At 35.2% G+C, this 24,268-nt stretch carries 23 protein-coding genes and 1 riboswitch; of the genes, 6 read left to right on the plus strand and 17 right to left on the minus strand.

Going from position 1 to position 24,268, the window contains the following annotated elements:
• Window positions 1-493: 493 nt before the first annotated feature.
• From AT726_RS01085 to AT726_RS01105, 5 genes are all read right to left on the minus strand, one after another.
• A complete protein-coding gene (locus AT726_RS01085) occupies window positions 494-1,735 on the minus strand; it encodes an ABC transporter permease (RefSeq protein WP_055274917.1) in 1,242 nt (413 codons plus the stop codon).
• On the minus strand, window positions 1,689-3,401 hold the full coding sequence (locus AT726_RS01090; RefSeq protein ID WP_068758840.1) for a hypothetical protein: 1,713 nt from the start codon (window positions 3,399-3,401) through the stop codon (window positions 1,689-1,691). The genes AT726_RS01085 and AT726_RS01090 overlap by 47 nt, the downstream gene beginning before the upstream one ends.
• Window positions 3,398-4,090 (minus strand): ABC transporter ATP-binding protein, encoded by a 693-nt coding sequence (locus tag AT726_RS01095; RefSeq protein WP_055241534.1) that lies wholly within the window; start codon window positions 4,088-4,090, stop codon window positions 3,398-3,400. The genes AT726_RS01090 and AT726_RS01095 overlap by 4 nt, the downstream gene beginning before the upstream one ends.
• Window positions 4,091-4,105: 15 nt before the next feature.
• Window positions 4,106-4,879, minus strand: a complete 774-nt coding sequence (locus AT726_RS01100; protein WP_068758841.1) for a hypothetical protein — start codon at window positions 4,877-4,879, stop codon at window positions 4,106-4,108.
• A 203-nt stretch (window positions 4,880-5,082) separates the two neighbouring features.
• Window positions 5,083-5,376: an efflux RND transporter periplasmic adaptor subunit gene (locus AT726_RS01105; RefSeq protein WP_068758842.1), complete on the minus strand. Its 294-nt coding sequence runs from the start codon at window positions 5,374-5,376 to the stop codon at window positions 5,083-5,085.
• A gap of 247 nt (window positions 5,377-5,623) precedes the next feature.
• Between AT726_RS01105 and AT726_RS01110 the strand changes: the two genes are divergently transcribed.
• The 3 genes from AT726_RS01110 to AT726_RS01120 all read left to right on the plus strand — a co-directional run bounded on the left by AT726_RS01110 (window position 5,624) and on the right by AT726_RS01120 (window position 7,943).
• Entirely contained in the window at window positions 5,624-6,499 is an 876-nt protein-coding gene (locus tag AT726_RS01110; protein WP_055241539.1) for an AAA family ATPase, read from the plus strand.
• Between the two features lies 1 nt (window position 6,500).
• A complete protein-coding gene (locus AT726_RS01115; protein WP_055241541.1) occupies window positions 6,501-7,214 on the plus strand; it encodes a hypothetical protein in 714 nt (237 codons plus the stop codon).
• A 243-nt stretch (window positions 7,215-7,457) separates the two neighbouring features.
• Window positions 7,458-7,943 (plus strand): hypothetical protein, encoded by a 486-nt coding sequence (locus AT726_RS01120; RefSeq protein WP_055274909.1) that lies wholly within the window; start codon window positions 7,458-7,460, stop codon window positions 7,941-7,943.
• Window positions 7,944-8,117: 174 nt separating this feature from the next.
• On the opposite strand, the gene AT726_RS12790 is transcribed toward AT726_RS01120, so the two are convergent.
• The 7 genes from AT726_RS12790 to AT726_RS01150 form a co-directional block, all read right to left on the minus strand.
• Window positions 8,118-8,261, minus strand: coding sequence for a hypothetical protein (locus tag AT726_RS12790; protein WP_156344918.1), 144 nt, complete (start codon window positions 8,259-8,261; stop codon window positions 8,118-8,120).
• 181 nt (window positions 8,262-8,442) lie between these two features.
• Complete coding sequence (locus AT726_RS01125) at window positions 8,443-9,834, minus strand: cation:dicarboxylate symporter family transporter (RefSeq protein WP_068758843.1); 1,392 nt, start codon at window positions 9,832-9,834, stop codon at window positions 8,443-8,445.
• A gap of 532 nt (window positions 9,835-10,366) precedes the next feature.
• Window positions 10,367-11,092 (minus strand): hypothetical protein, encoded by a 726-nt coding sequence (locus AT726_RS01130; protein ID WP_055274905.1) that lies wholly within the window; start codon window positions 11,090-11,092, stop codon window positions 10,367-10,369.
• Window positions 11,093-11,200: 108 nt separating this feature from the next.
• Window positions 11,201-12,409, minus strand: coding sequence for a dicarboxylate/amino acid:cation symporter (locus AT726_RS01135; protein WP_068758844.1), 1,209 nt, complete (start codon window positions 12,407-12,409; stop codon window positions 11,201-11,203).
• 194 nt (window positions 12,410-12,603) lie between these two features.
• Window positions 12,604-13,998 (minus strand): alanine/glycine:cation symporter family protein, encoded by a 1,395-nt coding sequence (locus AT726_RS01140; RefSeq protein WP_068758845.1) that lies wholly within the window; start codon window positions 13,996-13,998, stop codon window positions 12,604-12,606.
• 175 nt (window positions 13,999-14,173) lie between these two features.
• Window positions 14,174-14,264: riboswitch (glycine riboswitch) on the minus strand.
• Between the two features lie 164 nt (window positions 14,265-14,428).
• Window positions 14,429-14,749, minus strand: a complete 321-nt coding sequence (locus AT726_RS01145; protein ID WP_055274897.1) for a LiaF transmembrane domain-containing protein — start codon at window positions 14,747-14,749, stop codon at window positions 14,429-14,431.
• Window positions 14,750-14,794: 45 nt separating this feature from the next.
• Window positions 14,795-15,337, minus strand: a complete 543-nt coding sequence (locus tag AT726_RS01150) for a hypothetical protein (protein WP_068758846.1) — start codon at window positions 15,335-15,337, stop codon at window positions 14,795-14,797.
• Between the two features lie 131 nt (window positions 15,338-15,468).
• On the opposite strand from AT726_RS01150, the gene AT726_RS01155 reads away from it, so the two are divergent.
• Window positions 15,469-15,657: a hypothetical protein gene (locus AT726_RS01155; RefSeq protein WP_055241556.1), complete on the plus strand. Its 189-nt coding sequence runs from the start codon at window positions 15,469-15,471 to the stop codon at window positions 15,655-15,657.
• 30 nt (window positions 15,658-15,687) lie between these two features.
• Here the strand turns inward: AT726_RS01155 and AT726_RS01160 are convergent, their stop codons facing one another.
• Together AT726_RS01160 and AT726_RS01165 are read right to left on the minus strand one after the other, a co-directional pair.
• Entirely contained in the window at window positions 15,688-17,328 is a 1,641-nt protein-coding gene (locus AT726_RS01160) for an SWIM zinc finger family protein (protein WP_068758847.1), read from the minus strand.
• Window positions 17,329-17,418: 90 nt separating this feature from the next.
• Window positions 17,419-17,748, minus strand: coding sequence for a hypothetical protein (locus AT726_RS01165; RefSeq protein WP_068758848.1), 330 nt, complete (start codon window positions 17,746-17,748; stop codon window positions 17,419-17,421).
• Between the two features lie 179 nt (window positions 17,749-17,927).
• Here AT726_RS01165 and AT726_RS01170 point away from each other — a divergent pair, with 179 nt between their 5' ends.
• Window positions 17,928-18,614 carry an MgtC/SapB family protein gene (locus AT726_RS01170; protein ID WP_068758849.1) on the plus strand — a complete coding sequence of 229 codons (687 nt, stop codon included), beginning with the start codon at window positions 17,928-17,930 and terminating at the stop codon, window positions 18,612-18,614.
• A 54-nt stretch (window positions 18,615-18,668) separates the two neighbouring features.
• Here AT726_RS01170 and AT726_RS01175 read toward each other — a convergent pair whose 3' ends face one another.
• Window positions 18,669-19,295: an EcsC family protein gene (locus tag AT726_RS01175; protein WP_055274889.1), complete on the minus strand. Its 627-nt coding sequence runs from the start codon at window positions 19,293-19,295 to the stop codon at window positions 18,669-18,671.
• Between the two features lie 142 nt (window positions 19,296-19,437).
• Entirely contained in the window at window positions 19,438-19,962 is a 525-nt protein-coding gene (locus AT726_RS01180) for a hypothetical protein (RefSeq protein ID WP_158508530.1), read from the minus strand.
• Between the two features lie 453 nt (window positions 19,963-20,415).
• Between AT726_RS01180 and AT726_RS01185 the strand changes: the two genes are divergently transcribed.
• A complete protein-coding gene (locus AT726_RS01185; protein ID WP_068758851.1) occupies window positions 20,416-23,184 on the plus strand; it encodes a hypothetical protein in 2,769 nt (922 codons plus the stop codon).
• Between the two features lie 157 nt (window positions 23,185-23,341).
• On the opposite strand, the gene AT726_RS01190 is transcribed toward AT726_RS01185, so the two are convergent.
• Window positions 23,342-24,232, minus strand: coding sequence for an Rpn family recombination-promoting nuclease/putative transposase (locus AT726_RS01190; protein WP_055274886.1), 891 nt, complete (start codon window positions 24,230-24,232; stop codon window positions 23,342-23,344).
• Window positions 24,233-24,268: the final 36 nt, after the last annotated feature.

Below are 24,268 nucleotides of genomic sequence, written 5' to 3' on the forward strand. Positions count from 1 at the left end.
ATCTATTTATATATATAAGTCCAGATAAGTTTTTTACATCGTAAAAACTTTTAGCTGGACTATAGTCTGCCTTGCACGGCATAGCTATTCCATATTTCGGTTGCTGTATTAAATGTAGAAAACATTTCTGTTTATATATAGAACTCATATCAAAAACTTTAAACAATAAATTAAGCTATACTTAAAAGAGGATTTCTGTATCCTACCGTCATGTTATTCTAACTCCATGTCCTAAGATTATCTTCAATAACGGCTAGTTGTCCCACTGATAACGCACTGTATAACCAGACTATCTTATTTCACTTCTCCTTTTAATCGATGACTAACGATAAAAGAAGGACTGAAAAAATAAAGCTAGGTAAAAAGAAAAGATAAATAACTAAAAAGCCTTAGAAAACACAGCGATTCAGCTCGTTTCTCTAAGGCTTTTTAGTGTTTTATTATGAATGAATTTATTCTAATAAATAAATATTTGAGTACCTTTTAGAACTAACTATTCATACCGTAAGGCATCAATTGGATTTAAGTTTGCTGCTTTAACGGATGGTAATAACCCAAAGACAATTCCGATAATCATTGAGAAGATGACTGATAAAACGATAGCCGGTACACTAATGGCCACTGGCGTTTGAGAAATTCGAGAAATGACTTGAGCCAGTCCAACACCGACTAATACCCCAATGACACCACCTAAACTTGTTAATACTGCGGCTTCAGTTAAAAACTGTGTGAGAATCACACTTTTTCGGGCTCCAATGGCTTTTTTCAATCCAATTTCACTCGTACGTTCTGTAACAGAAACGAGCATAATATTCATCACACCAATTCCACCAACAAGTAAAGAAATACTTGCAATCCAAATCAACTGTTGATTCGTTGCGGCACTTAATTCTTGTAATTGTTTAGCCTGTTCTAAAACATCGGTTGCTTTATATTGTACATTATTGTCTCCTAAATACATATTTAATAAATCTGCACTTTCTCGCCCGACTTGTCCCATCGCATCCGTATCAGTTGCCTTAACAACTAAATGTTGCGGCTCATCATAACTATAAACGATTGGCCAAGCAGCATTTGGAATATAAAGGGCTCCACCGTTATCTTGATGATACATATAATAATCTTCAATCGAATGAATCACAGGTGAGAAGCTACTTGGTAGTGAAACAACACCAACAACAATAAATGGTTCCCCCATAATCTCAATTGTTTTTCCAATGGCATCAGTTCCTTGGAAGATACTTGTTGCCGCATTTTGATCTAAAATAACGACCTTACGAAACTCTTCATAATCTGATGGAATAAATGAACGTCCCTGTTTAATCAAATATCCTGTCGTTTGGAAATAATGCTCATCAATTCCTTTCACTGATGCCCCATCTAATACCGTATTTTGATAATAAATACTATCAGCATAGCTTCGACTCACATAGAACGAAGCATTTTCTACATTTTCAATCGCTTTAACTTCCTCTAAAATATCACTCGTCATCACAGGAGTTCCATAAGGCACTTGTCCTGCATCGACTTCATAACCATCTTGGCTTAATTTTACATTTACTACATTATTTCCTGATCCAATTAAATTTTGCTTAATTTGTTCATTCGTTCCCTTAATCGTTGAGACAATAGCGATAATCGCAGCAATCCCAATAATAATCCCGAGCATAGTTAAAAATGAACGCATTTTATGGGACCAGATTCCTTTTAACGATAGTTGAATATTTTCTATCATATCTAGTCCCCCATATATTTGTCATCTCTTTAGCTTTGACACCATCTTTAATATTTTTAGTATATGGGAAGGCCACTTGATCATCTTCATTAACACCTGAAAGAATCTCCATATACGAACCATAAATGACTTTCCCTGTTTGAATGTATTCCTTTTTCAGACGGAAGTCTTCATCAACTTTATAGACAAACTTGCGTCCATTTTCATCACCAATGTAAGCCATGTCTAAATATAAAGCATTTGAATTTTCAACGTTTTCTTGAACTCGAACCGAAACAGACATATTATTTTTTAAATCGGTGGCATCTTCAATATAAGCGACAAAAGGATACTTAGAAACATTTTGATTCCCATACGAATACGGATCATCGACTGGGTATGGATATATCTCTGTGATAGAAGCAATATAACTATTTCCTGTATCCCATGACATCACCTCTACCATTTGTCCAGGTTCCACCTCATTTAATTGGTATTCTGTTAACGTTCCTTTTAAATAAAGGCCACTATCACTACTAACAACAATAAATGCTGATCCTTCAATCGAACCGACACTTGGATCGCCAACTTTTTTGACCACTCCGTTAACACTACTACGAACCGTTAAATTTTCAATTTCTTTTTTAATCTTCTCTTCTTTTAGAAGTGCCTCTTTATAATCAAGTTCTAATGTTTGAATCTCTGTCTTTTTTTCCTGAATTAATTGTGCTAACTCCTCTTTAGTATACCCTTCTTGGGGTAAATCAGGGAGATCTGGTGAGATATCAGGTTCCTCTTCAGGCTCCTGATCTGGATATATTGGCTGTTCGGGGCAAACCGGCTGCTCCGGACAGGTCGGTTGTTCTGGTTCTTCTTCTGGTTTTTGATCAGGCTTCTCCTCATGATCTGGTTGGTTTTGTTCAGGTTCATCAGGTATACTTTCTTTAAAATAGTCACTAACTGTTATTTCAATAAACTCTGCTGGAATTTCTAAGCTTGATCCATCTAATACTTTAATCATTGGTTGTGATCCATCATCCGATAAAAGAGTCAAACTTAACTGAATCGGTTGTGAAATTTGAGTTTGTCCCACTTCATCTAACCCCTTTAAACGATATAAGAATGACACATTTAACTTGGCTGAAGCTTTAACTTCTAAAGAATAAGTTCCATCCTCAAGAGGTGTTAACGCTGTGGCATAGGTTAAAACTTCTTCTTGTTCTCCTTCTGTTGTTCGTGTTCTTGTTAATGACACGGGCATTGTGGTCACTGGGTTTCCTTCACTTTTTGCAATCGGTTGAGTTGAATTTAATTTTTGTAACTGACGTTTAGCTGAATCAATGTTTACTTTTAAACTTTCGATAGTTAGTCGCTGCATTTCAAGTTCCAACTCAACTAACGTACTATCATAAACTAACAATGGATCGTTAATCGATACTTGTTGTCCTTCTTGAACCAGTACCTCTTTGATTACCTTGCGATCTTGAAGCATGACCTCTTGTGTCATATCCGATGTAACATAACCATCTGATTCATTCACGTCGCCCCACCATGACGTACTAATGTACGCAACAGGTTGTACCTCAATCGCTGAGCCGCCACTCAGTTGCTGATAAGCATAAACTCCTCCACCAATCAAACCAAATGAAAGCAACGAAGCGCCAATTATTAAAGGTGCTTTTTTCATCGATCCACGCCCCCTCTCTCTGGATGATAAACAATCTCTCCATCTAAAATTTCTATCTTTCGCTGAGCTTGGTCTGCAATTGCACGATCGTGAGTAATCATTACAATTGTGACGCCTTCTTCATTTAGCTTCTTAAAAAGTGACATAATTTGCGCACCAGACTTGCTATCCAATGCACCTGTCGGTTCATCCGCTAGTAAAATGCTTGGATTATTTACCATCGCCCTTGCAATCGCAACACGTTGTTTTTGTCCCCCTGAAAGCTGAGTCGGTTTAAAGTGTAATCGTTCACCTAATCCAACACGCTCTAAAGCCAACGTCGCTCGTTGACGACGTTCCTGTTTTGAAACACCAGCGTAAGTCAATGGTAACTCTACATTCTCAAGCGCACTTTGGCGTGATAACAATTGAAAGCTTTGAAAAACAAATCCAATTTCTTTTAATCTTAAATCTGATAACTGTGCATCATTTAATTTTGAAACATCTAATCCATTAAGATGATAACTTCCTGATGAAGGGAGGTCTAAGCAGCCTAAAATATTCATTAAGGTTGACTTTCCTGATCCTGATGGTCCCATGATGGCGACATATTCTCCCGCTTCCACTTCAAACGTAATATTTTTCAGGACAGGGACTTCAAGTTTATCTTGTAAATAATGTTTATTAATATTTTCTAACTGTAAAATCATGGTTCAACCTCCCCCCTATTGTTTACTAATACTTTGACTTGTTGTTGAAGACGGTGAAATGGTTGTATTCTCAGTTTCTTCTATAATCTCAGATTCAATACCTTCATTAAACTCCCCTTCAACTTCTTCATTGAAGTCTTCTTTAAAATCTCCTTCAAATCCTTCTTCGAAATCTGACTCCTCCATTGATAAATATCCTCCTGATCCTAGCATTCGCTCACAAGACATTCCTTCACTTAAACGGTCATCTGGAAAAGCAATGTAATCATCTACTGTTAAACCATCTAAAATTTCATATCGCATCCATTCTTCATCTAGCTCACCCAGTGTAACTTTACGTTTTTCTAATTTATCATTTTCTGTGGCAACCCAAACATAATCTCCATCTTCTTCATGGACAAGATAATAGTCATATAACCAAACGCCTTCTTTCACCTCATCTTGTCCATTGTCTAATTCAATATAAACATGTTGTCCTAAAATTAAACCGCTCGCTGAGTCAAGCTCAATGTAAAACGGATAAGTGCTTCCACTCTCACCATTACTATCATAGTAATTATTATTGTTGTTAGACTTTGTATTTTCTAAATCGACATGCGTAATCATACCACTCCATGTTTGTGTTTCATCCACACGCGAACGAATAATAACCGGTTGCTCAGCTTGTAATTGCCAAATATTTTGCTCACTCACTTTTCCCTTAATTCGATAATCTTTCGTTGATAATAACGTAATATATGCTTCATTCTGACCATACATATCATATCCATTTTCACTAATTGATTTCACCACTCCTGAAACGGTACTTTTCACGACTGAATTTTCTAGTGACGCTTTTAATTGCGCAACTTCAACTTCTTTACTTTTTTTATCATACTCTGCGCGTTTTAAGTCATTTTCAGTATTTAAAATCTGTGACGTATAGTCTAATTTTTGATCTTCGGGTGCTGAAGCTTTTTGTGAGTTTAATAATTTAATTTGCTCATTTAAACTTATAATAGATGCCCCAAGCGCTCTAACTCTAATTCGGCTTGACTTAAACTTAAACTTATTTCATCTGTATCATAAGCAAAAAGTTCTGTACCTTCCTCAACTTTATCACCGATTTTAACAAACAATTCCTTGACTTGTCGCTCTTGATTACGATTAATTTCAATCGTTTCCTGTGGCTCTACTACCCCACTATATCGATTAGTTAATCCAGTTCCACTCCCAAGATCTGTAATCATTGAAACTGAATCTACATAGGCGGTTAATCCATTGTTAGATGGTCTACTCTTCCACATAAAAAATCCTGCAACCCCGATTACCACAACAATGAGAGTTATAAGCGTGATTTTTACTTTATTTTTTTCCCCATTCCTCGATTCCTCCTAATTTTTTCCTTAATTATAACATTCAAATTTGTAGATTTTTGAATTTTTTTGTCAGTTGCCTCTTGATTAAGAAAATCTTAAGAAATACGGGCAATTCACACTTTAACTCATTTTTTCATATCTTATACTAAGTAAAAATAAAATGGGGGCGATCACTGTGCGATTGGAGTCATTGCGTGCGAGTAGTGCAACGGGACTTTGTGTTAATCTTTCATCATTTCATCCGCTCACGTTATTAGTCGGAGTCTCAGGTTCTGGAAAAAGTCAAGTTTTGACCTATATCGATAGCCTTTTTAAACTTTTAATGGGGCAATCTTCATCCGACCTTGAAGATGGAGAGTATGAATTACGCTTTGAGTTAAACCATCAACACTATCATTACTTAGTTTATATAGAAGATCATCATCCGGTTATCATTCGACTTTGGTGCAATGAAGCATTATTAGATGCTCCCTCAGATTTAATCACCCAACTTCCTTCTATTAACTTGATGAAACCTATCAATCAAATCAGACAAACGAATTCATTCACCAAACGGTTTATCCTTGCAAGTAACGAGCAAAAAGAAGAGATTCTCTCAATTTTTCAACTTATCTTTGATTCGATTGAAGATATTCAAGTCCAATGTACCCCTCAATCTGCTCTTCACCTTTTCTTCAAAGAAAAAAGTGGTGAATGGTTAAGCATCGAAACTCTATCAGATGGAATGCTTAAAACTTTTTATTATTTAACTGAAGTGATTTTAAGCGAATCTGGATCTTTACTCTTGATTGATGAATTTGAAAATGGACTCGGGTTAAACTGTATGGGACCTTTACTCGAACAAATAGTCGCACGTGAAGATCTTCAACTGATTTTAAGTAGTCATCATCCATATATCATCAATAATATTCCGAGTGAATCATGGCAGATTATCACAAGAGAACAATCGACAATCCATGCCCAATCAGCTGAAGAATTCGGAATCGGAAAAACGAGATATGATGCCTTTTTTGAATTAATGAATCGATTAGAATTTGAGGGGGTCTTATAACATGAATCTCTACATTCTCGTTGAAGATGGAAAATCCGGCCATAAAATTATTGATCACTGGATTCCACTCTTACTTCCCTCTATCACTCGGGCACCGACGATCGATGAGATGACAGAAAATCAATATGTTATTTTTAGTGGACTCGGCTATCCGCGAATACTTGGAACCGATGCAACGTCCCCTTCAAAAAATGTCCTCGGACAAACGATTGAGACGATTAATGACACTCAAAAAATTGACTACCTCTTAATTTTCTTAGATGGTGATGAGGAGGGCACAGAAAGGCGAACCGAAATCGTCACCCAAAAAATCAAAAATTATCCGAAACCTCTAACTTGCCCATTTGTCATCTTTGTTCAAAATAAGTGTCTCGAAACCTGGTTACTTGGAAATCGTGACTTTTTCCCAGCGCAACCTAGTGAAAAGTTTTTACCATTTTTAACACATTACAACGTCTCTTCCAGTGATCCTGAATATATGGAAAATGATCTAAGTCGTCGTCTCGTATCGACCTCATCTCTTTATCACGAACGTTATTTACGATGCATGATGCAAGAAAATGGATACCGATACAGTAAGTCGCGTCCCGCTCCGATTATGTACACCGAAGCATTTATCAATGGATTAAAAGGACGAATTACAGAAACCCATCATCTTTCAAGCTTACAAAGCTTCTTTAATTTCATTGACCAATTAAAAACATCGAAATCCTAAAGTTTCGATGTTTTTAATATCATTTAATAAAATTCTAAAACACTCATAAAAGTAGATCATTATCTACTATCACTTCTTTCCCCCTATAAAATGACTGACTTTTGTAGGATACCTATCACAATTTTATGACTAAATAGAAACTAATCACCATAATCATCATTCATAACTAACATTCCCTACTCATTTAACCAAAAATATAGTAAAATACAATCAGAAAAACTAATAGATGTAGGAGTTAAACCAATGCAAGCAGAATGGAAAATCCAATTAAATACGAAAGTATATGGTTGTTATCAACAACAATTAACGATGGATGAAGATAATCAAACACGTTTAGCAACAAAGGAAGAACAACAAACCTTTTTAAATGACTTAATGACGATTGAATTAGACGATTTAAAAGATGCCTATCTAATTGAACGCATCGATATTTTTCGTGAGCATTTAAAAGCTTTAAACTTTAATATCGAATTCTTCCACGCATGGAATGAAGTCTCAGCCAATAGCTATACGGAATACACTAAAATTGAACATCAAGAAGATAAAGAAATCATTGCCTGCTACAAAGTGATTACGACACAAGGATTATCAGATAACCATGAGATTATCGATATCGTTGGTGCTTTAGAACCCATTGAACCAACAAAGTATGAAGTAGCTAAAGATTCAAAAATTGGATCCATTAAACTTCAATTACTGGATATGGGAATTACAGAAATGAAAGCCTAAGAAACTAAAAAGACGGAACATTTCAAATGAAACGATCCGTCTTTTTGTTTTGAAAAATACTAATCAGTAGGGAAAACTAAGGACCCCCCTCGATTTTAACCCTTTTTTTATAGTCCTACTTAGTATCTAGTTATTTATCCTTTATCTCTCACTGACTTAAAAAGTGAAAGGTTATTAGTTATTATCACCATCATGACCTGGATCCTTAAGATTTTCTTTGTCCTCATGTTCAGAGCGACTTTCTGTTTCATTAAAGGCATCTGCCCAAGCTTCATATAATTCACTACAAAGAGAACACTCAAAAAGCTCTTTATTCATGTTTTTATCCTCCAATTGATTTGTAAGGAGATTATATCACTTGACGCTTATATTTATCAAATGTTAAATTAAGTCTTTTCTTCCCTATAGATAAAGAAAAGACACACAATTTTTAGCAAATAAATTAAAATAAAAGTCTCTCGGTTATGAGAGACTTTTATTTTAAAACATGGCCTTTATTTTAAATCTCAACTTGTTTACGTCCGTAGTAAACATCCTGATCAATTTTGTTGAATGATTTTCCAACTAAAACTGCCGTTGTTAATGTTCCATTAACATTTAACATCGTGCGTCCCATATCTAAGATTGGATCAATCGCAATAATCCCTGCAATTAATGGGAAGTATTCTCCCATTCCCATTCCTGATAAAACAACTGAAATAGCCATTGTCGCAGAACCTGGTAAACCAGCAATACCAAATGAAGCTAAGGCAATGACAATAACTAACATAATGATAAATGTCATATCAATTGGTGTTCCTGTCATATTGGCTACTGTAATGGCCACTAAAGCTGGATAAATTCCAGCACATCCGTTCATTCCGGCATTTGAACCTAAACTTCCAACAAACGTTGCTGTCCCATTATCTAGTCCCACATTATCAGTTAACTTTTCAATACTTACTGGTAATGTTCCAAGTGATGAACGTGACGTAAAAGCTAAAACTAAGGCATCTAAAACATTTTTCACATAACGGAATGGATTTAATCCACTTAAGGCAATTAAAATTAAATGCACGACAAACATTAAGGCGACACCTATATATGTAGCTAAAATAAAGTCTATAGCTTCACCAATAGCAGCCATTCCACGCCCTGCAATCGTATTCGCAAGTAAGGCAATAACAGCATATGGCATCCATTTAATGATTGTCATCGCAACACTTAAAATTATTTTATAGAAAGCTTCAACTAAATCAATGAATGGCTTGACAATATCGTAATATTTTTTCGTTTGACGCTTTGTAGCAAGTCCTAAGAAGGCTGCAAAGATCACAACAGCAACAACATTACCATCAGCCATCGCTGAGATTGGGTTAGATGGCAATAATCCACGTAACGTATCGACAAGTGAACTTACTTCACGAATCGTTGCCTCTCCAGCTACTAAGTGTGAATTCACACCTAATTGGAATAAGTTACCGACCACTAATCCAATAATCGCTGCAATAGCAGTCGTTCCAACTAAAAGACCTAACGTACGAGCTGTTAATTTCCCTAAATTTTCACCTTGTTTCATGTTAATAATAACACGCATGATTGAGACGAAAATTAATGGAATAACTAACATTTTTAATAAATCCATAAATCCATTAGCAAATAGTCCATACCATTTATTAATTTCTGCAATGAATGGCACCTCAAGTGGTGCATCTGGGAATCCCCCGACTACTTGAATTAAAAGTCCTAAGACCAATCCGATTCCAGTTGCAGATAACATACGCGTTGAAAATTTAACTTTCTTTTTCTCCATTTGCTTCATTACAAAGAATAAAGCAAATAACACAACGATAAAAAGAATCGTCTTAATATCTGTTAAATATAAAAAATCTGTAAAAAATGTACTTTGCATGAGTCGCAATAACCTCCAATATATTTTATCAAATAATAATAGTTTACTCAATTTGATATCATTTTACAAGCGATTTGTTTTTATTCCTCACATGAGTATCTAAATTCATTCCTTTAATCCTTTACATTATTTCGACTTTTTTCAACATTATATAAAAAATATGGATTTATTTTTTCAACAATAGATTTAATTACTTTCCTCATTAATGATTTACTTCTATTCAATTTGATAATTAGTTTTTATAACCTAATACTTTCATAAATTAATTCGACTCCTCAAAAAAGTATTCTAATATAGCAAATACTAAACATGAATCGCTCAAAAATAACCTCTTAAACAAAAACTAATGATCAAAAAAGTCTCTGATTAGATTGCCTATATACAAACAGAAATGTTTTCTACGTTTAATACAGCAACCGAAATATGGGATGATCATGCCGTTCAAGGCAGACTATAGTCCAGCTAAAAGTTTTTACGATGTAAAAAACTTATCTGGACTTATATATCAACGTAGCTTAAGGTCTTAGATAATCTAATCTTGCCAACTCATACTAGACAGCTCATCCGAATGCATTCGTTCGAAATATTGACCAATAATAAACTCATCTTGAATACGTCTATTAGCCATCACATAATGCTCATAGATTGATTTTAGCTGCTGTTGCTCAGCTTCAGATTCAACAGAATAAAACTCCATACTACATGGACGTTTTAACAAATTAGCTCCAATGTACATCTGTTGATCAATAATATAAACGGTTGGTAAAAATCCAAGGAAGCTATCCGCCATCACTTTAAAATTTGTTCGTCGTTTAATATCTGAGACAAATAACTTCGTTTTATGTTTAAGTAACTCATATAAACACCCACAAAGTGCCATGACGATGATAAACATTAAAACTTTGAGTTCCTGGTTTTGACTAAAACTAATAAATAAAATGGAAACACAAACAATCGCTAACAGGCACCAACCTTTTAAGTATTTAATTCGTTTCTCTTCTTTCAAATCGATTTCAACCTGTAAAGATTCATAAAAAACACGATGAAATAACGCTAAAAACTCATCATCTGAAACGCTTAAGACTTCTTTAGACATGATGACATCTGCTTTTGGAAATGTTGGTAATTGTAAATTGACAAAAAGTTCAGGATTAATCTCCGCAGCATAAATTTCTAACTTTTGATTTGCTTGCCTTAATTGATGAAGCACCTCATCAGCTGAGCATGCACGTAAAGACTCATAATTCGATAAGTCCATACCCTACCACCCTTTCCTATTGATTCCATCGTAGTATGGTCGAAAAAGAAGGAAAATATATCTATTAAACATAAAAAAACCAGTTACTTTTCGTAACTGGTTTAATCACTAATCGTGAATAACTGGTTCAACGCCAACCGTTTGAGTTGACTTTTCTTTTGAGCGTTTCATCAATTTCTCAACAAAAATGGCAATAGCTCCATCTCCTGTGACATTTGTCGCTGTTCCGAAGCTATCTTGTGCCGCATGTAAGGCAATCATTAATGGGGTTTCAAGTGCTCCAAATCCAAGCATTGACTCTAATAAACCTAAAGCAGCCATGACACCTCCACCTGGTACTCCTGGGGCAGCAATCATAATCACACCCAGCATGAAAATAAACGGGATATATTGTGCTAGCGTTGGCACTTGACCATTCATAAAGAAGATCGCCATAGATGTGAGCACAAGTGTCATCGTATCACCTGCAATATGAATCGTGGCTGATAACGGAATGACAAACTCACAAATTTCCTCATCTACTTCATTTGATTTTGTACATTCAAGTGTTACAGGAATCGTTGCAGCCGAAGATTGTGTTCCAATAGCTGTCAAATAAGCAGGTAACATTTTCTTTAATAAAGCAAATGGATTTTTACGTTTAATCCCTCCAGCCACACTATATAAAATTAGTAAATAACCAACTTGTAATAAGAATAAAACAACATAAACCATTAAGAATGATTTGATGGTTACAAAAATTTCTCCACTATAACTTAATTCTGAAAAAACGGAACCGATATAAAGTGGCACGATAGGAACAATCACCTTACTGATCACCCCCATCATAATCTCACTGAAATCTTGACAAACTTTTAATAACACACTATCTTTCTTAGCAGCTAATCCAATTCCTAAAATAAAAGCGAGGACTAAAGCACTCATGACACTCATTAGTACTGGAATATCAATGGTAAAGATAGGTGACACCGAAGAACCCTCACTCGGTAATAAGCCTAGATCACTTGTAAACATTGGTAAAAAAATCTTCCCAATCATAAAAGCAGTTAATCCTGCACAAATCGTTGACACATAGGCTAACCCAGTTGTTAATAATAATCCTTTACCTGACTGACGTCCAAGGGAAGCAATTCCAGGAATAATCAGTCCAAGAATAATTAACGGTATAACAAAAGATAAGAAGGCTCCAAACAAAGTACGAAAGGTTGCCGTCATAGCAATCGGTAGTTCAAACGCCGTGGTGCGACAGATCACCCCCAGACTAATCCCGATTAAAAGCCAAATCGCAATGCGTGCAATTAACGGTAACTTTTTCATACTTTCATCCTCCTTTTTCTCTTTTGAATATTGATATTATTATCGCAAATAAATTTGAAAATTCAAGTTTTTTTTACAAACATAAAAATTTTATAGTCATTTTGTCTTATTTTATAAGGCCTTTCTCAACATTTAATAAATGTGATCCGGTTCTTTTCACTCCTACACCTGATTTTATTTATTAAATGATAAAATTAATCTTCCATCGCTTGGATAGCTTCCACTGATTGTAATTTGGATTGTTGAAGATGTTCATAGTAAGCTTTTGTCTCGGCAACAACGACTCCACTTAAAGCGACAATCGCAATTAAATTTGGTAGTGCCATTAATCCATTAACGATATCAGCAATTAACCACACAGCTTCCAGTTGTAGAAAAGCCCCAAGTCCTACCATTAAAACAAAAATCAAACGATACGGTGTAATACTTTTCACGCCGAATAAGAACTCACAACAACGCTCTCCATAATAGTTCCAACCTAAAATTGTGGTAAAAGCAAATAATGATAAACAAACCATTAATAATACGGATCCTAATGGAAGTCCTCCAATCGTTGGTAAAACCGTATTGAACGCGGTTTCTGTTAACGCTCCTGTGGCAACATCAGACATTTGCCAAACGCCTGTGACCATGAGTGTTAATCCAGTTAACGTACAAATAATTAAACTATCAATAAATGTTCCTGTCATGGAAATTAATCCTTGCTCAGCTGCCCACTCTGTTTTCGCTGCCGCCGCTGCAATCGGTGCACTTCCAAGTCCGGACTCATTTGAGAAGACCCCGCGCGCAACTCCATTTCGAATGGCCATCGCTACCGTTGCTCCCGTAAATCCACCAACCGCTGCTGTTGGGGTCAATGCACTTTTAAAAATCAGTTCAAAAGCTGGGAGAAGTGAAGCGTGATTGATCACTAAAATGGTGACACAGATGATAAGATAACAGGCTGCCATAACAGGTACCACTTTTTCTGCCACCTTTGAAATCGAGTTAATGCCTCTAAAAGTGATAATCCCCACTAATAGTGCTAACACGATCCCCACTCCCTCAGCTGGAAGATGTAACGTATTTTCAATACTACTCGTAATGGCATTCACTTGCGTGAATGTCCCCATTCCAAATAACGCGACTAAGCCCCCACTAAACGCAAAGAAAATCGCTAACGGTTTGAATTTTTCACCCATTCCGTTTGTAATATAATACATTGGGCCACCCGCTACCTGACCATTCTCATCAAGCTGACGATATTTAATCGCTAAAACACCTTCAGCATACTTCGTTGCCATTCCAAAGAAAGCCGCGAACCACATCCAAAATAATGCACCTGGTCCTCCTGCTGCTAAAGCTGTGGCCACACCAATAATATTTCCAGTTCCAACCGTTGCCGCTAAAGCGGTACACAACGCACCAAATGAAGAAATATCACCTTCACCTGAATGATCAGATTTAAAAATCAGCTTTAAGGCTTGAGGAAGTTTAGTCACCTGAATCAATCCTAAACGAATGGTTAACATGATTCCTGTTCCGACTAATAACACAAGTAGAGGGGGCCCCCAAATAAAATTATCTAACTGGTCTAAAAATTGAATCATACGATCGTCTCCTTTTTTCCACACCCGAAGGGTTGCCTAAAAAAGAAGGGATGTTTCTTTTTCAAGAGCACTTTTATTCACCTAACTAACAAAAAAGAGCCATCCTAAAAAGATGACTCTGGAGTTAGCATTAACGAAAAATTGAGGCAGCTAAAAAAAGCGTCTCAAAAAAGTCGATAATATCCCTGTCCTTTTGCCTGAGAGATTGAGCATCACTGCCTTGCCCCTTCGGCGCCTAATCAATAGGTCTCTCCAGAGTTCCGTCCACTTTACAGTCCTCACTTGCTAACAAGTACCTGAGAGTATGACTCCTTCGGTGTTCCCATAGGGAAACTCTTCTATAAAGTTTCAACCGGTGTCTATTTTTAATTAATATATGTTTATCTTACTCCCCTTGTCCCTAAAAAGCAACTAAAAAAGACAGAAATGATTAATCATTTCTGTCAGACCAGGGACGGATAAAAATTAAAACACCCCCAATGACAACTAATAAAAGAGGAACAACTAACTCCTCTGGTACCACATTCCAACTCGATAATAACAACAAACTACCGATCGTCAAACCAATGGTATTTGATCGCTTAATTCCTGATTCAAACATACTGGTTAGACAAGGCACAATAATAAATAACGTCCACCAGCCATTAAAAAACACTTCAAAATTCCATAATCCTAACGCTTCTCCACCAAACCCAATTCCTATCACTATGAGTGCAATTCCCCAAAATAAATCGGTGCGACTTAATTTCATGCGCATCACGCTCCTCTAAAAAAGCATATGCGACACATCCGCTCCCTATTCGTGCGTTAAATAATCGTGTACGATGGATTCAATCCATTCTTTCGTCATCACAGGTTTCCACCATAGATATTCTCGAACAAACGGAACCTCAATCGTGACAGTTGTCATCGGCTTCTCCCTTGTCTGCTCTAAAACAAGCGCTAACTGTCGAATGACAACCCCTTCTATTCGCTGATTAAATAAATCATTTAGTGTTTGTTTCCAATCTGATAATGTATTTTTAAAAATCGCTTCTTTTTCATTATCTATGAGCTGAATTAAATCAACAAGCGTCACCTCAACAGTCACAAACGCTTCATCGCCTAAAAGACGGGTCCCTTTCACATCATAGGTCATTGTTTGCAACACGTCTTTGGCCACAGCCTTTTGGTCCGTATTCAGCGAAACCTTATCTGACTCTAAAATTAACGCATAATCCGTTTTCTGTACATACGCGAGTCCACCTTTAATCATCCATTCGGGAAGATGACGATTAACATAAACACCCCCAATGATCAATAGCACTAAACCACTCAATATCCAAATCCACTTCTTCATACTAACGCCTCATTTCTAACTAATTATTCTATTATAATCCTAAATCCATCATTTTCATACAAAAGATGAAGCATTTTTTGGACTTTTGACACATATAATGTATTATCTCATTTGTTAAAGGAGGAGTCCCTATGATTAAAATCTTTTCAAGCACAGCAGGAGAAGAGATTTTGGTGAAGACCGTCAACAACTGGCTGAAAGATAACCCGAATGTTTACATTCAATCCTTTAACTATCATACTTACTATAAAACCTCATTTGCCAGTGAAGACGAGCTAGTTCATAGTTTTGTGATTAACTATATGACCATGAATAACTAAAAGAAGATGACCTTTTCAGGTCATCTTTTTTTAAGCGATATCTATTGATAGTTGCTCGACATGCTGATTTGAGCTTTCTTCCTCTAATTCGTGAAGTAAACACTGTAATTCCTCAATCAAGGCTCGTCGTCGGGGGTACATCGCGATTAATTGATGAATAAGTGTCTCATACGCCTCATCGGTTGTAAAGGGACGGTATCGTCTGAAAATGGCACAGATTCGACGATAACCACTTCGATGACTAACCTTCATGAGTTCCTGTTTAATATACTGCTCATATAAATGGTGCACCTCTGTTTCAAATGTGTCCCAAAGTAAACTTGCAAACCTTTCAATGTAACGTAAGTCCTCTTTCACATAAGCCAGCAGTGCCTCTTGATCTTTTTCTGTTTCAATCATTTTCAAATAAAGCTCCTGCTTATCTAATCGTCGCATCTCTAATTTTAGGGATTCATAAATGAAAGGAAACGCCTCCCCATAAAGTTTTTTTAATTTCGCATAGTAATCAAAATTCCCTCCAACAAAGAGCTCATACGCCAGTTTTTTCATCGCCTCTATATCTTTCATTTTTTCATAAATCGTATATCGATACAGTTTCCATGTCGCATCAAATCGATTTTCTTCAAACGATTCAAGCTCTAAAATCAACGGAATGGCTTCCTCATACCTTGATTGCAAAACGAATTGTTCCACTCGAAATTCTGTTAAGACTGGCACATCGGCATGACATTCGAGGAACGCATCTAAACTTTCTTCCTGATACTTCGCCAGTAATTCATACCACACTTTATACAAAGACCCTTTCACCTTATCTTCAACCACTTCAACCATCGTTTCAATATACTCAATCATCTGTTGTAAGTATTGTGGGTCTCGCCCATACTCCGACAATAAATCAAGGAGTTCAAAATCAACCCATGTAGCATTTTTTTGTAATCGACTCATCAATAATGAATAAACCTCATCCATGTCTTGATGATAATCGATGGTCGCAAAAATAAGGCTTTGCAACTGAGCATGTAACTCCCCTAAAAACTCAGAAAAAATGGCATCTGAATCATCAATTTGATTATCGACTCCCTCACATTCCTCTCGACATAAAAGCATCATTTCGACCTTTAATTGAACAGACGCTTGCTCTTTTATCTGCCCTAGCAACTCATATAAATCATCAACGAAGCGTTGTACCGCTTTTCCTGAAATCTCATGACCGAACTGAATATGTTTAGCCACCAGTTCCTCTAACTGTCTTTCAAACGTTGCTAATTGATCCTGTGGTTGCTGATAGGCCATCAACCGTTCATAAATCATTGGATTTTCATCTGCCACTTTTAAAAGCTCTGCCACCAATGTTTCGATCGATAAACTTTTTAAAAGACTGGCTAAAGGACTTTCTTTTGGAGTAAAGGAATGAGAGAGGGAATAAAAAGCAGCTACTTCATGCTTACAAATCGGACCTCCTCGGTACGGACATGCACAATTTGCCTTTAAGATGGTACCGTCGTCTGCTAGTTGAACGCTGACCGTATAGTCATCATGCCCTACCACCAACACTTCCACCCATCCATTTGATAACACTTTTGTTCCTAGCACATGACCATCTTTAAAATAAAGAAGCCCTCGATTTAAAATGGTTTCATCAATCTCATTCATAAAATTATATAAATTCATGATCCCACCTCGCCATAGCTTAGATACACTTATTATGTGGTATTTTGTCGGATCTTCATACATAAAAAAAGAAGTGAGAACTCTCACTTCTTAACTTAGACGTTCTGAAATTGTGACTAGTACTTGTGACGGTGCTTGTGCCACTAAGTCATGAACGACACGCGCATCAAACGATAACATCATATTCTCGCTTAATTCAAAAATATTTTCAGGTGCCAGTGGAAGATTCTCCGTTTCAAATGTCATCTTCACCGCACCTTTTAGCACTAACACTGTCGCATATCCCTCATGACGATGTTTAGCTAAACCATCTCCGACCTCAAAATTAAAATAGACGCATTTATACTTTTCATTAGAAGTCACGATTTCTTTACGATCATTTAAAAAATTTAAATTCACCACTTGGGTTTGATTTTGCATAACAACACTCCTTTCAAAAGTAGTGTGGAGCAGAATCAAGAAACTATACTTGATTTCATCAAGCAAAAAAACATCTGAGATATTATCTAAATCATCACTTCAAACACTTGCACGTTCTATTTGACTTTAATTTTTCATATCGTAAAACATAAACCGTTTTAAATGTGGGGGGAACACTAATGAACTATCAACTTTTAATCAATATTACTTTTCGCACTTTACTAGCCATGTTTATTGGTGGTCTCATCGGATGGGAACGAGAAAGTACGCATCGTCCCGCCGGATTACGAACTCATATGCTTGTTGCGGTGGGTTCCTGTGCCATCATGCAACTTGGATCATTTAATGCTACTCATATTGGAGCCGAATTTAACGTTGATCCCTCTCGTTTAGGTGCTCAAGTCATTTCTGGCATCGGTTTTTTAGGAGCGGGAACCATTATGAAAGAAGGAACTACCATTAAAGGATTAACAACAGCCGCTAGTCTTTGGGTAGTTGCCTGTTTAGGACTCGCCGTTGGATCAGGAGCCTATGCTATCTCCGTTATTGGATTTGTATCTGTCATCTTAACGCTCACCATTTTTGAACATGCTTCCACGTTCATTCCCTTCGGAAAATATCGCCGCTTTTCGATTAATCTTCAATGTCATCAATTAAATGAAACCTTACAGCATTTAAATGCTACGGCAAAAAAGTATCATGCGCATATTCTTGATTTAGAACTTCTTGGTTTACATGACGATATCACTGAAATATCCTTCAATTTCTCAACCAAAAAACTTCGTAAAACACTGGATGCTACAACACTATTTAATGATATTAATGAAAATGAACAGATTGTATCCGTTAAAATGACCGAATATTAAACAAAAAAAATGACGCAAGGCGTCATTTTTTTACATATTACGGGGGCTGAATAGTTAAATAAAGAGTTTTTTAGCTGTTTTTCCGACAGTTAAGGTTCCAACGGTGTCAACGGTTCCACCGATAACACCACCAACAATAGGGACTAATTTTCCTAAATTAATGATCCCTTTTTGACCAAATTTCGTTACTAAGCGAAAGCCGACTTTTTTATTAATCTGGTAAATGACTTTCATTGGCATTTTTTTAATTAAATTTATCCCAACTTTTGAGCCAATCGTAATCCCTGCTTGTTTTAAAATATCTGTCGCAGCTTGACCCGTTAAAGCGACAAAAACTAATGTTTTAACCTGATCATCTTTGAGGTTATATCCTCGCATTTTTGCAATAGTTGCAATCATTCGAATTTGAACAAAAATAACGGAACTAATGTTAGCTGGAATGGCAACTGGTAATGTTAATAGTCCCCCTAATCCAGTGATAAATCCACTGGTTGCACATTTTGCACACTGCCAATTTATGAAGGTATCAATGGCTTCATCAACGGTGTCATACTTTTCAAGATAACGTTTAGCTAACTCTTCTGCCGACTCCATACCTGGAAGTCCTTGAATTGCTTTTTCATACCCCCACTCTAAGACTTGCATCATTTTAGACTCAGTTAATTGACTACTGCTTTCCATACTGCTTCACCTCGAGAATTTTTTACTATTAGTGTCTTTGAGTAATATTATCTTATGACAAATCAAGTAACCTCGCGTGTGTGATGACATAAAATTGGAATTTTAAACGTCGAAAAAGCGTTAGACCTACGATCTAACGCCTTTAAAATTCTGCATCAATAATTCGTCTTAAATCTTCAGAGAAGGTTAGCTCACGCTTATAATTTCCTTTCACACTTGTTTCATCTAACCTTAAACCCGTTCTTAGACGAACAGAATCATAAAATAAACTTAAATTATAAATTTCTTTGACTAGTCCTTTTGATGGACAATACTCATGATTGATAAAGTTTTCAAGCTCCTCTACATATTTATATGGAAGATGTTCGATCGTTTCAACTTTAAATCGATCTAGTATTTGATAACGCATGTCTTCTTTAATTCGTTCTTTTAAACGCGTCTTTAACGTCTGATATGGCGCAAACTGAACAGCCTCTTTTGGATACTTACAACTCAGCTCAAAAAGCTGACAATACTCATTTTTCTTAAACGCTTCCCTAATTCTATCCTCCACAAAACTTCCACTCAAAAACTTACATTCCTCTACCTTTTTCATCGTTTCACCCCACCAATCAGCATCTACTTTAAAATACGCCTGGGAAACGGCAAACGTGCATCTTTTAAGCACGTTTTTTAGATTCGTCATTCTTTAGAAGACAATAAATTAAATTAATACTAGTATTCAAAACACGAAAGGATGCCGAGAATCCATTCATTATAATAACCCCAAGATCGTGAAATCCACTGTTGGTCATATGTGTTTTGTCTTATATGATTTCGATTCTAAACACATTATCGATAACTTATATTAAATTGATTAAGGAGCTATCCTCATTTGGTGATGAAGATAGCTCCTTTTCTAAGACTCTCATTGATGAACTCTATCGTATTCATATACTTCAGATACGTACAATAAAGATTATATCCATCTAATAAATAAAATTAAGAAACATTATCATAAATTTAAACGTTCTTTTACTTGATTTTCCATGAAAAAATTATCTATCCTCTTCTTATTTACTTTTCTGATGCATATTTTTACAATATATAGTTTTAAATTAGATTTACTTGGGGGAACGTTATGAATATTGGAGATTATGTTTATACGCTTGAAAATGGAGAAAAAAAATTTGGTCAAATTACGAACATTATTGACCACGATTATTTATTAATTAAATTTCCTAATAAATCACATGATGTCAGTGTTCATAAAGAGAAAATAGGCTTAACCTACTTCATGTCGGATAAAGCGAGTGCGGTGGAACATAAAAAATCAGTTCAATCAAAAGCTAAAAGTTATGACACACTGGAAGCGGAAGAACAAGCGTGTGCGGATCAAATTATAAACAGCTATCAGCAAAAGCTCGATGATTTAGATAAAACATTCTATCAACGTGATAGGTACTATGAGCTAGTAGCTTTTGAGTCAGTTGAAAGTATTAACCGAAAAAAAAGTGAGTATAAAAAAATCCTTAGTGACCCGTTTAAATACCATCTTTATTATACACACGAGGCAAATGAAATCGATATTCGACTAGGTACCTATTCAATCGAAATTGAGGGAACTAATATTATCATTCATTCCCTTAACTCGCCTATTTATGGGGAGTTACTAATGAAGAATCGTTTAGGTCAAAGCGAAATTGAAATTAATGATGAAATATACTATATAACAAGCCGACGTGATGTCAAGTTCAATGGAGCATCTAAAAATTCAGTTATAAATGTTACTGAAGTTAAATTTGATCATGTGCTAACTCAGATGACACTAGAAAACATGGATAGATATCTTATCGACACACTATCTCAAGATGAACTCTATCAAACACGATTAAAGACAAATAGCCAAGAACTCCAAGAAATTTTTTGGAGCATGACTGGGACACAATTTCAAATTATACGTGAAGAAGTCGATACCCCCCTTATTATTCAAGGTGGTGCAGGGACAGGAAAAACGTCAGTTGGAGTTCATAGACTATCGTACTTATTTTATAATAAACTAATTAAACATGCGATTGCTCTAGGTCCAAATGAACATTTTTCACATTTTCTTGAAGATTCTCTTAGTAATATAGGAATACAAAGTGAGTATAATATTGAAACTTTATCTCGGCTTGAATTTTATATTCGTTACTATAAAGAGATTCAATCAACTATAATAGAAAAAACAACTACTATTAACGAGCTTTTAATGAAATCAAATTTAAATCCCCTTCTTTTAAGTCACTCATTACCGAATAATTCACCTTCTCTAACAAATACAACTAAAAATTTCAAAAAATTAACAAAAAATTTACATACTTTTATGTCGTGGGATAAACTTTTACAACAATTAAATCAAATTGAATCTTTACTCAATTTCAAAAAGACAACAAGTATTCAATCAATAGAAGATTTACTAAACTCTTTAGAACAATTGCTTAAATTAATAGATACGAATATCCAATACTATCGGCTTAAAGAAACGATACAAACACACGAGCTACAGCTTAAAATGCTTACCACTGAGTATGAAGAAATGCTAGAACAGATTACACTAAACATAAGTGAAAGTCATTCAAAAAGTGCAAATCTTGATGCATTAAATGAAAAACTCAAACAAAGTGAAGAACAGTTTTTCCCTATTAAAAAGAAATACATGTATTACTCTAATCAACTATCAAACTTTCAAATTAATCACAATGAAATCAGTTCTAAATTAAATAGCCTCTTTTCTTCTGGAGTAAAAAAACAATTTGAGCTTTCTACTCAATTACTTGATGTATGTACTACTTTAGTTGAAAATTTAAAAGAACAATTTGATAAAGCAGATTTCCTTCATCAACAACTAACCGAACAAGTTAACACCCTAACAAAAGAATTAACTGCTATTAACGAAGCACTTAACACTTCTAAAATCGGTAAAAAAAACCTACAAAACAAAATCACAATCATTCAAGAGACACTACAAAATGAACAACAACAATTCATATCGCTGAACCCTGAGTTTATTCTGTCACAATCACAAATAAGCACATTCCAGACTATGATTGCTGAGTTTATTGATAATGTCAATCTGTTAACACCAACTTCATTCTTTAAAACTCAGTCACGTCAGCTTGATCAAAATAATATTTTACTTTGGATTCATTTTTATTTTATGCTATTCCCAAGTGTAAAGGAAAAATATCAACAGACTTATTTCTTTATTGATGAAGCGCAAGATCTTTCACTCTTCGAACTTCATTTATTCCATCATATTAATTCAAAATTTATCACTCTTGTGGGAGATGTAAATCAAAATATTTTTGGATATAATAACTTAACAAATTGGGATAATGTTTGTAGCTTGTACAAGGCAAAGTTTTATGAATTACAATATAACTGGCGCTCAACTAAACCGATTGTAAAAGAGGCTCATCAGTTCATGACCAACTACGATTACAAAAACTTAGGTATTATCTCAGGATATCCAACACACGAACAAAGAGTAAGTTCATTAGAAGAATTAAGTAACATATTGAATAAAGAATGGTTATTAGAAAAAATTAACTTCTTACCTGATGGAAAATCATGTGCCATTATTGCCTTAAATAAAACACAACTCAGCTTCTTAAAACTACTACTAAAACCGCTTATGAACAATGATAGCAATAAAGAATTAATCGATGTCTTTGATGGTACAGGTACGATTCACCCGAAACGAATCACCCTAACATCCATCGACTATGTTAAAGGACTCGAATTTTTCAGTGTCATTATCCCACTTCCTTATACAGATGATTTCGATCAATTTCAAAAAGCACGTGTATATACAGCTCTAACCCGCGCAACAGATGATTTAACAGTGTTTTTAATTGATGAACAGTAAAAAGAACTCGGTTAAGTCTCAACGTCATTTAGTTAAGTGACATTGGACGATAATCCTACTTTTTTATTAAATAACTATAATTTGTATTGACCATTCATCATATAAAAAAGCGTTGCTTATTTAGCAACACCCAATATTATAAAATCATTGAAACCAACTACTTATTTAATTCATTTCGGAGTCGTTTAATTTCTTCTATAGATAAACCTGTTATTTTTACAATCAGTTCATCATCTAAACCATTTTCAATGGAATTTTTAGCGATTTCAATAGACTTATTAAATTCCCCTTGTTCTATGCCTAGCTCCACACCTTCTTGTCTTCCTCGGGCTTCGGCGTGATTAATAGCGCTGTTATAATCTAAAAATTGTTTTTCTCTGGCTTCAGCTACTGCTAAAACTTCTTCATCACTTAATAAATGCTTAATTTCTTCATATACTTTAAAAATCTCTTGATCCATGGCAACGATTTCCTCCAACTCTTCCTCATTGGCTGATTGGGTCAAAAATGTTAACCAACGTTCTAACTCATGAGTTTTAAAGTTTTTCTCATGTCTCTTGCGAAACGCTGGTAACTGGATGAAATGAACTTCGAGCTCATTCATCTTAAGATTTGAATCTACATCAGCCGTTGGAGTAAAAAATAAATGAACCCATTTTTCATGATAATAATTAAAATTCAAAATATTAATCGTAATCACTTTAGGGAGCACCTCATAGTTTTGCCCCTTCTTAATATTTGAAGAATATAATTTACTCCAATAAAATAATGTTCGTTTATCTATATTATACTCATTACAAAGTTGGACCTCAATATTTATTACTTCACCTTTATCGGTTTTAGCATGCACATCAATAATTCCTAGCTTTTCTTCAAAATGATTTTTCTCGAGTTCTAATTTCTCAATAATTGTTACTTCTTCAATTAGAGGAAGATTTTTATCCTTCATGACTGCATTTAAAAATGCCTTTAATAACTCTTCATTTCCAACTGTTCCGAATAGCTTTTTAAAAATAAAATCATTAAATGGACTCACTTTCCACTTCACATTAATCACCTCGTATCATATTTTCAATATGATTTA

Source organism: Turicibacter sp. H121 (assembly GCF_001543345.1).
GTDB classification, from domain to species: Bacteria; Bacillota_I; Bacilli_A; order MOL361; family Turicibacteraceae; genus Turicibacter; species Turicibacter bilis.

What these genes read in the sequence shown, in the direction of transcription:
- AT726_RS01095 (WP_055241534.1), bottom strand. Translation starts at nt 4,090, where the DNA reads ATGATTTTACAGTTAGAAAATATTAATAAACATTATTTACAAGATAAA.
- AT726_RS01115 (WP_055241541.1), top strand. Translation starts at nt 6,501, where the DNA reads ATGAATCTCTACATTCTCGTTGAAGATGGAAAATCCGGCCATAAAATT.
- AT726_RS12790 (WP_156344918.1), bottom strand. Translation starts at nt 8,261, where the DNA reads ATGAATAAAGAGCTTTTTGAGTGTTCTCTTTGTAGTGAATTATATGAA.
- AT726_RS01185 (WP_068758851.1), top strand. Translation starts at nt 20,416, where the DNA reads ATGAATATTGGAGATTATGTTTATACGCTTGAAAATGGAGAAAAAAAA.
- AT726_RS01085 (WP_055274917.1), bottom strand. Translation starts at nt 1,735, where the DNA reads ATGATAGAAAATATTCAACTATCGTTAAAAGGAATCTGGTCCCATAAA.
- AT726_RS01140 (WP_068758845.1), bottom strand. Translation starts at nt 13,998, where the DNA reads ATGATTCAATTTTTAGACCAGTTAGATAATTTTATTTGGGGGCCCCCT.
- AT726_RS01105 (WP_068758842.1), bottom strand. Translation starts at nt 5,376, where the DNA reads ATGTGGAAGAGTAGACCATCTAACAATGGATTAACCGCCTATGTAGAT.
- AT726_RS01160 (WP_068758847.1), bottom strand. Translation starts at nt 17,328, where the DNA reads ATGAATTTATATAATTTTATGAATGAGATTGATGAAACCATTTTAAAT.
- AT726_RS01175 (WP_055274889.1), bottom strand. Translation starts at nt 19,295, where the DNA reads ATGGAAAGCAGTAGTCAATTAACTGAGTCTAAAATGATGCAAGTCTTA.
- AT726_RS01130 (WP_055274905.1), bottom strand. Translation starts at nt 11,092, where the DNA reads ATGGACTTATCGAATTATGAGTCTTTACGTGCATGCTCAGCTGATGAG.
- AT726_RS01125 (WP_068758843.1), bottom strand. Translation starts at nt 9,834, where the DNA reads ATGCAAAGTACATTTTTTACAGATTTTTTATATTTAACAGATATTAAG.
- AT726_RS01145 (WP_055274897.1), bottom strand. Translation starts at nt 14,749, where the DNA reads ATGAAATTAAGTCGCACCGATTTATTTTGGGGAATTGCACTCATAGTG.
- AT726_RS01120 (WP_055274909.1), top strand. Translation starts at nt 7,458, where the DNA reads ATGCAAGCAGAATGGAAAATCCAATTAAATACGAAAGTATATGGTTGT.
- AT726_RS01150 (WP_068758846.1), bottom strand. Translation starts at nt 15,337, where the DNA reads ATGAAGAAGTGGATTTGGATATTGAGTGGTTTAGTGCTATTGATCATT.
- AT726_RS01135 (WP_068758844.1), bottom strand. Translation starts at nt 12,409, where the DNA reads ATGAAAAAGTTACCGTTAATTGCACGCATTGCGATTTGGCTTTTAATC.
- AT726_RS01090 (WP_068758840.1), bottom strand. Translation starts at nt 3,401, where the DNA reads ATGAAAAAAGCACCTTTAATAATTGGCGCTTCGTTGCTTTCATTTGGT.
- AT726_RS01155 (WP_055241556.1), top strand. Translation starts at nt 15,469, where the DNA reads ATGATTAAAATCTTTTCAAGCACAGCAGGAGAAGAGATTTTGGTGAAG.
- AT726_RS01165 (WP_068758848.1), bottom strand. Translation starts at nt 17,748, where the DNA reads ATGCAAAATCAAACCCAAGTGGTGAATTTAAATTTTTTAAATGATCGT.
- AT726_RS01170 (WP_068758849.1), top strand. Translation starts at nt 17,928, where the DNA reads ATGAACTATCAACTTTTAATCAATATTACTTTTCGCACTTTACTAGCC.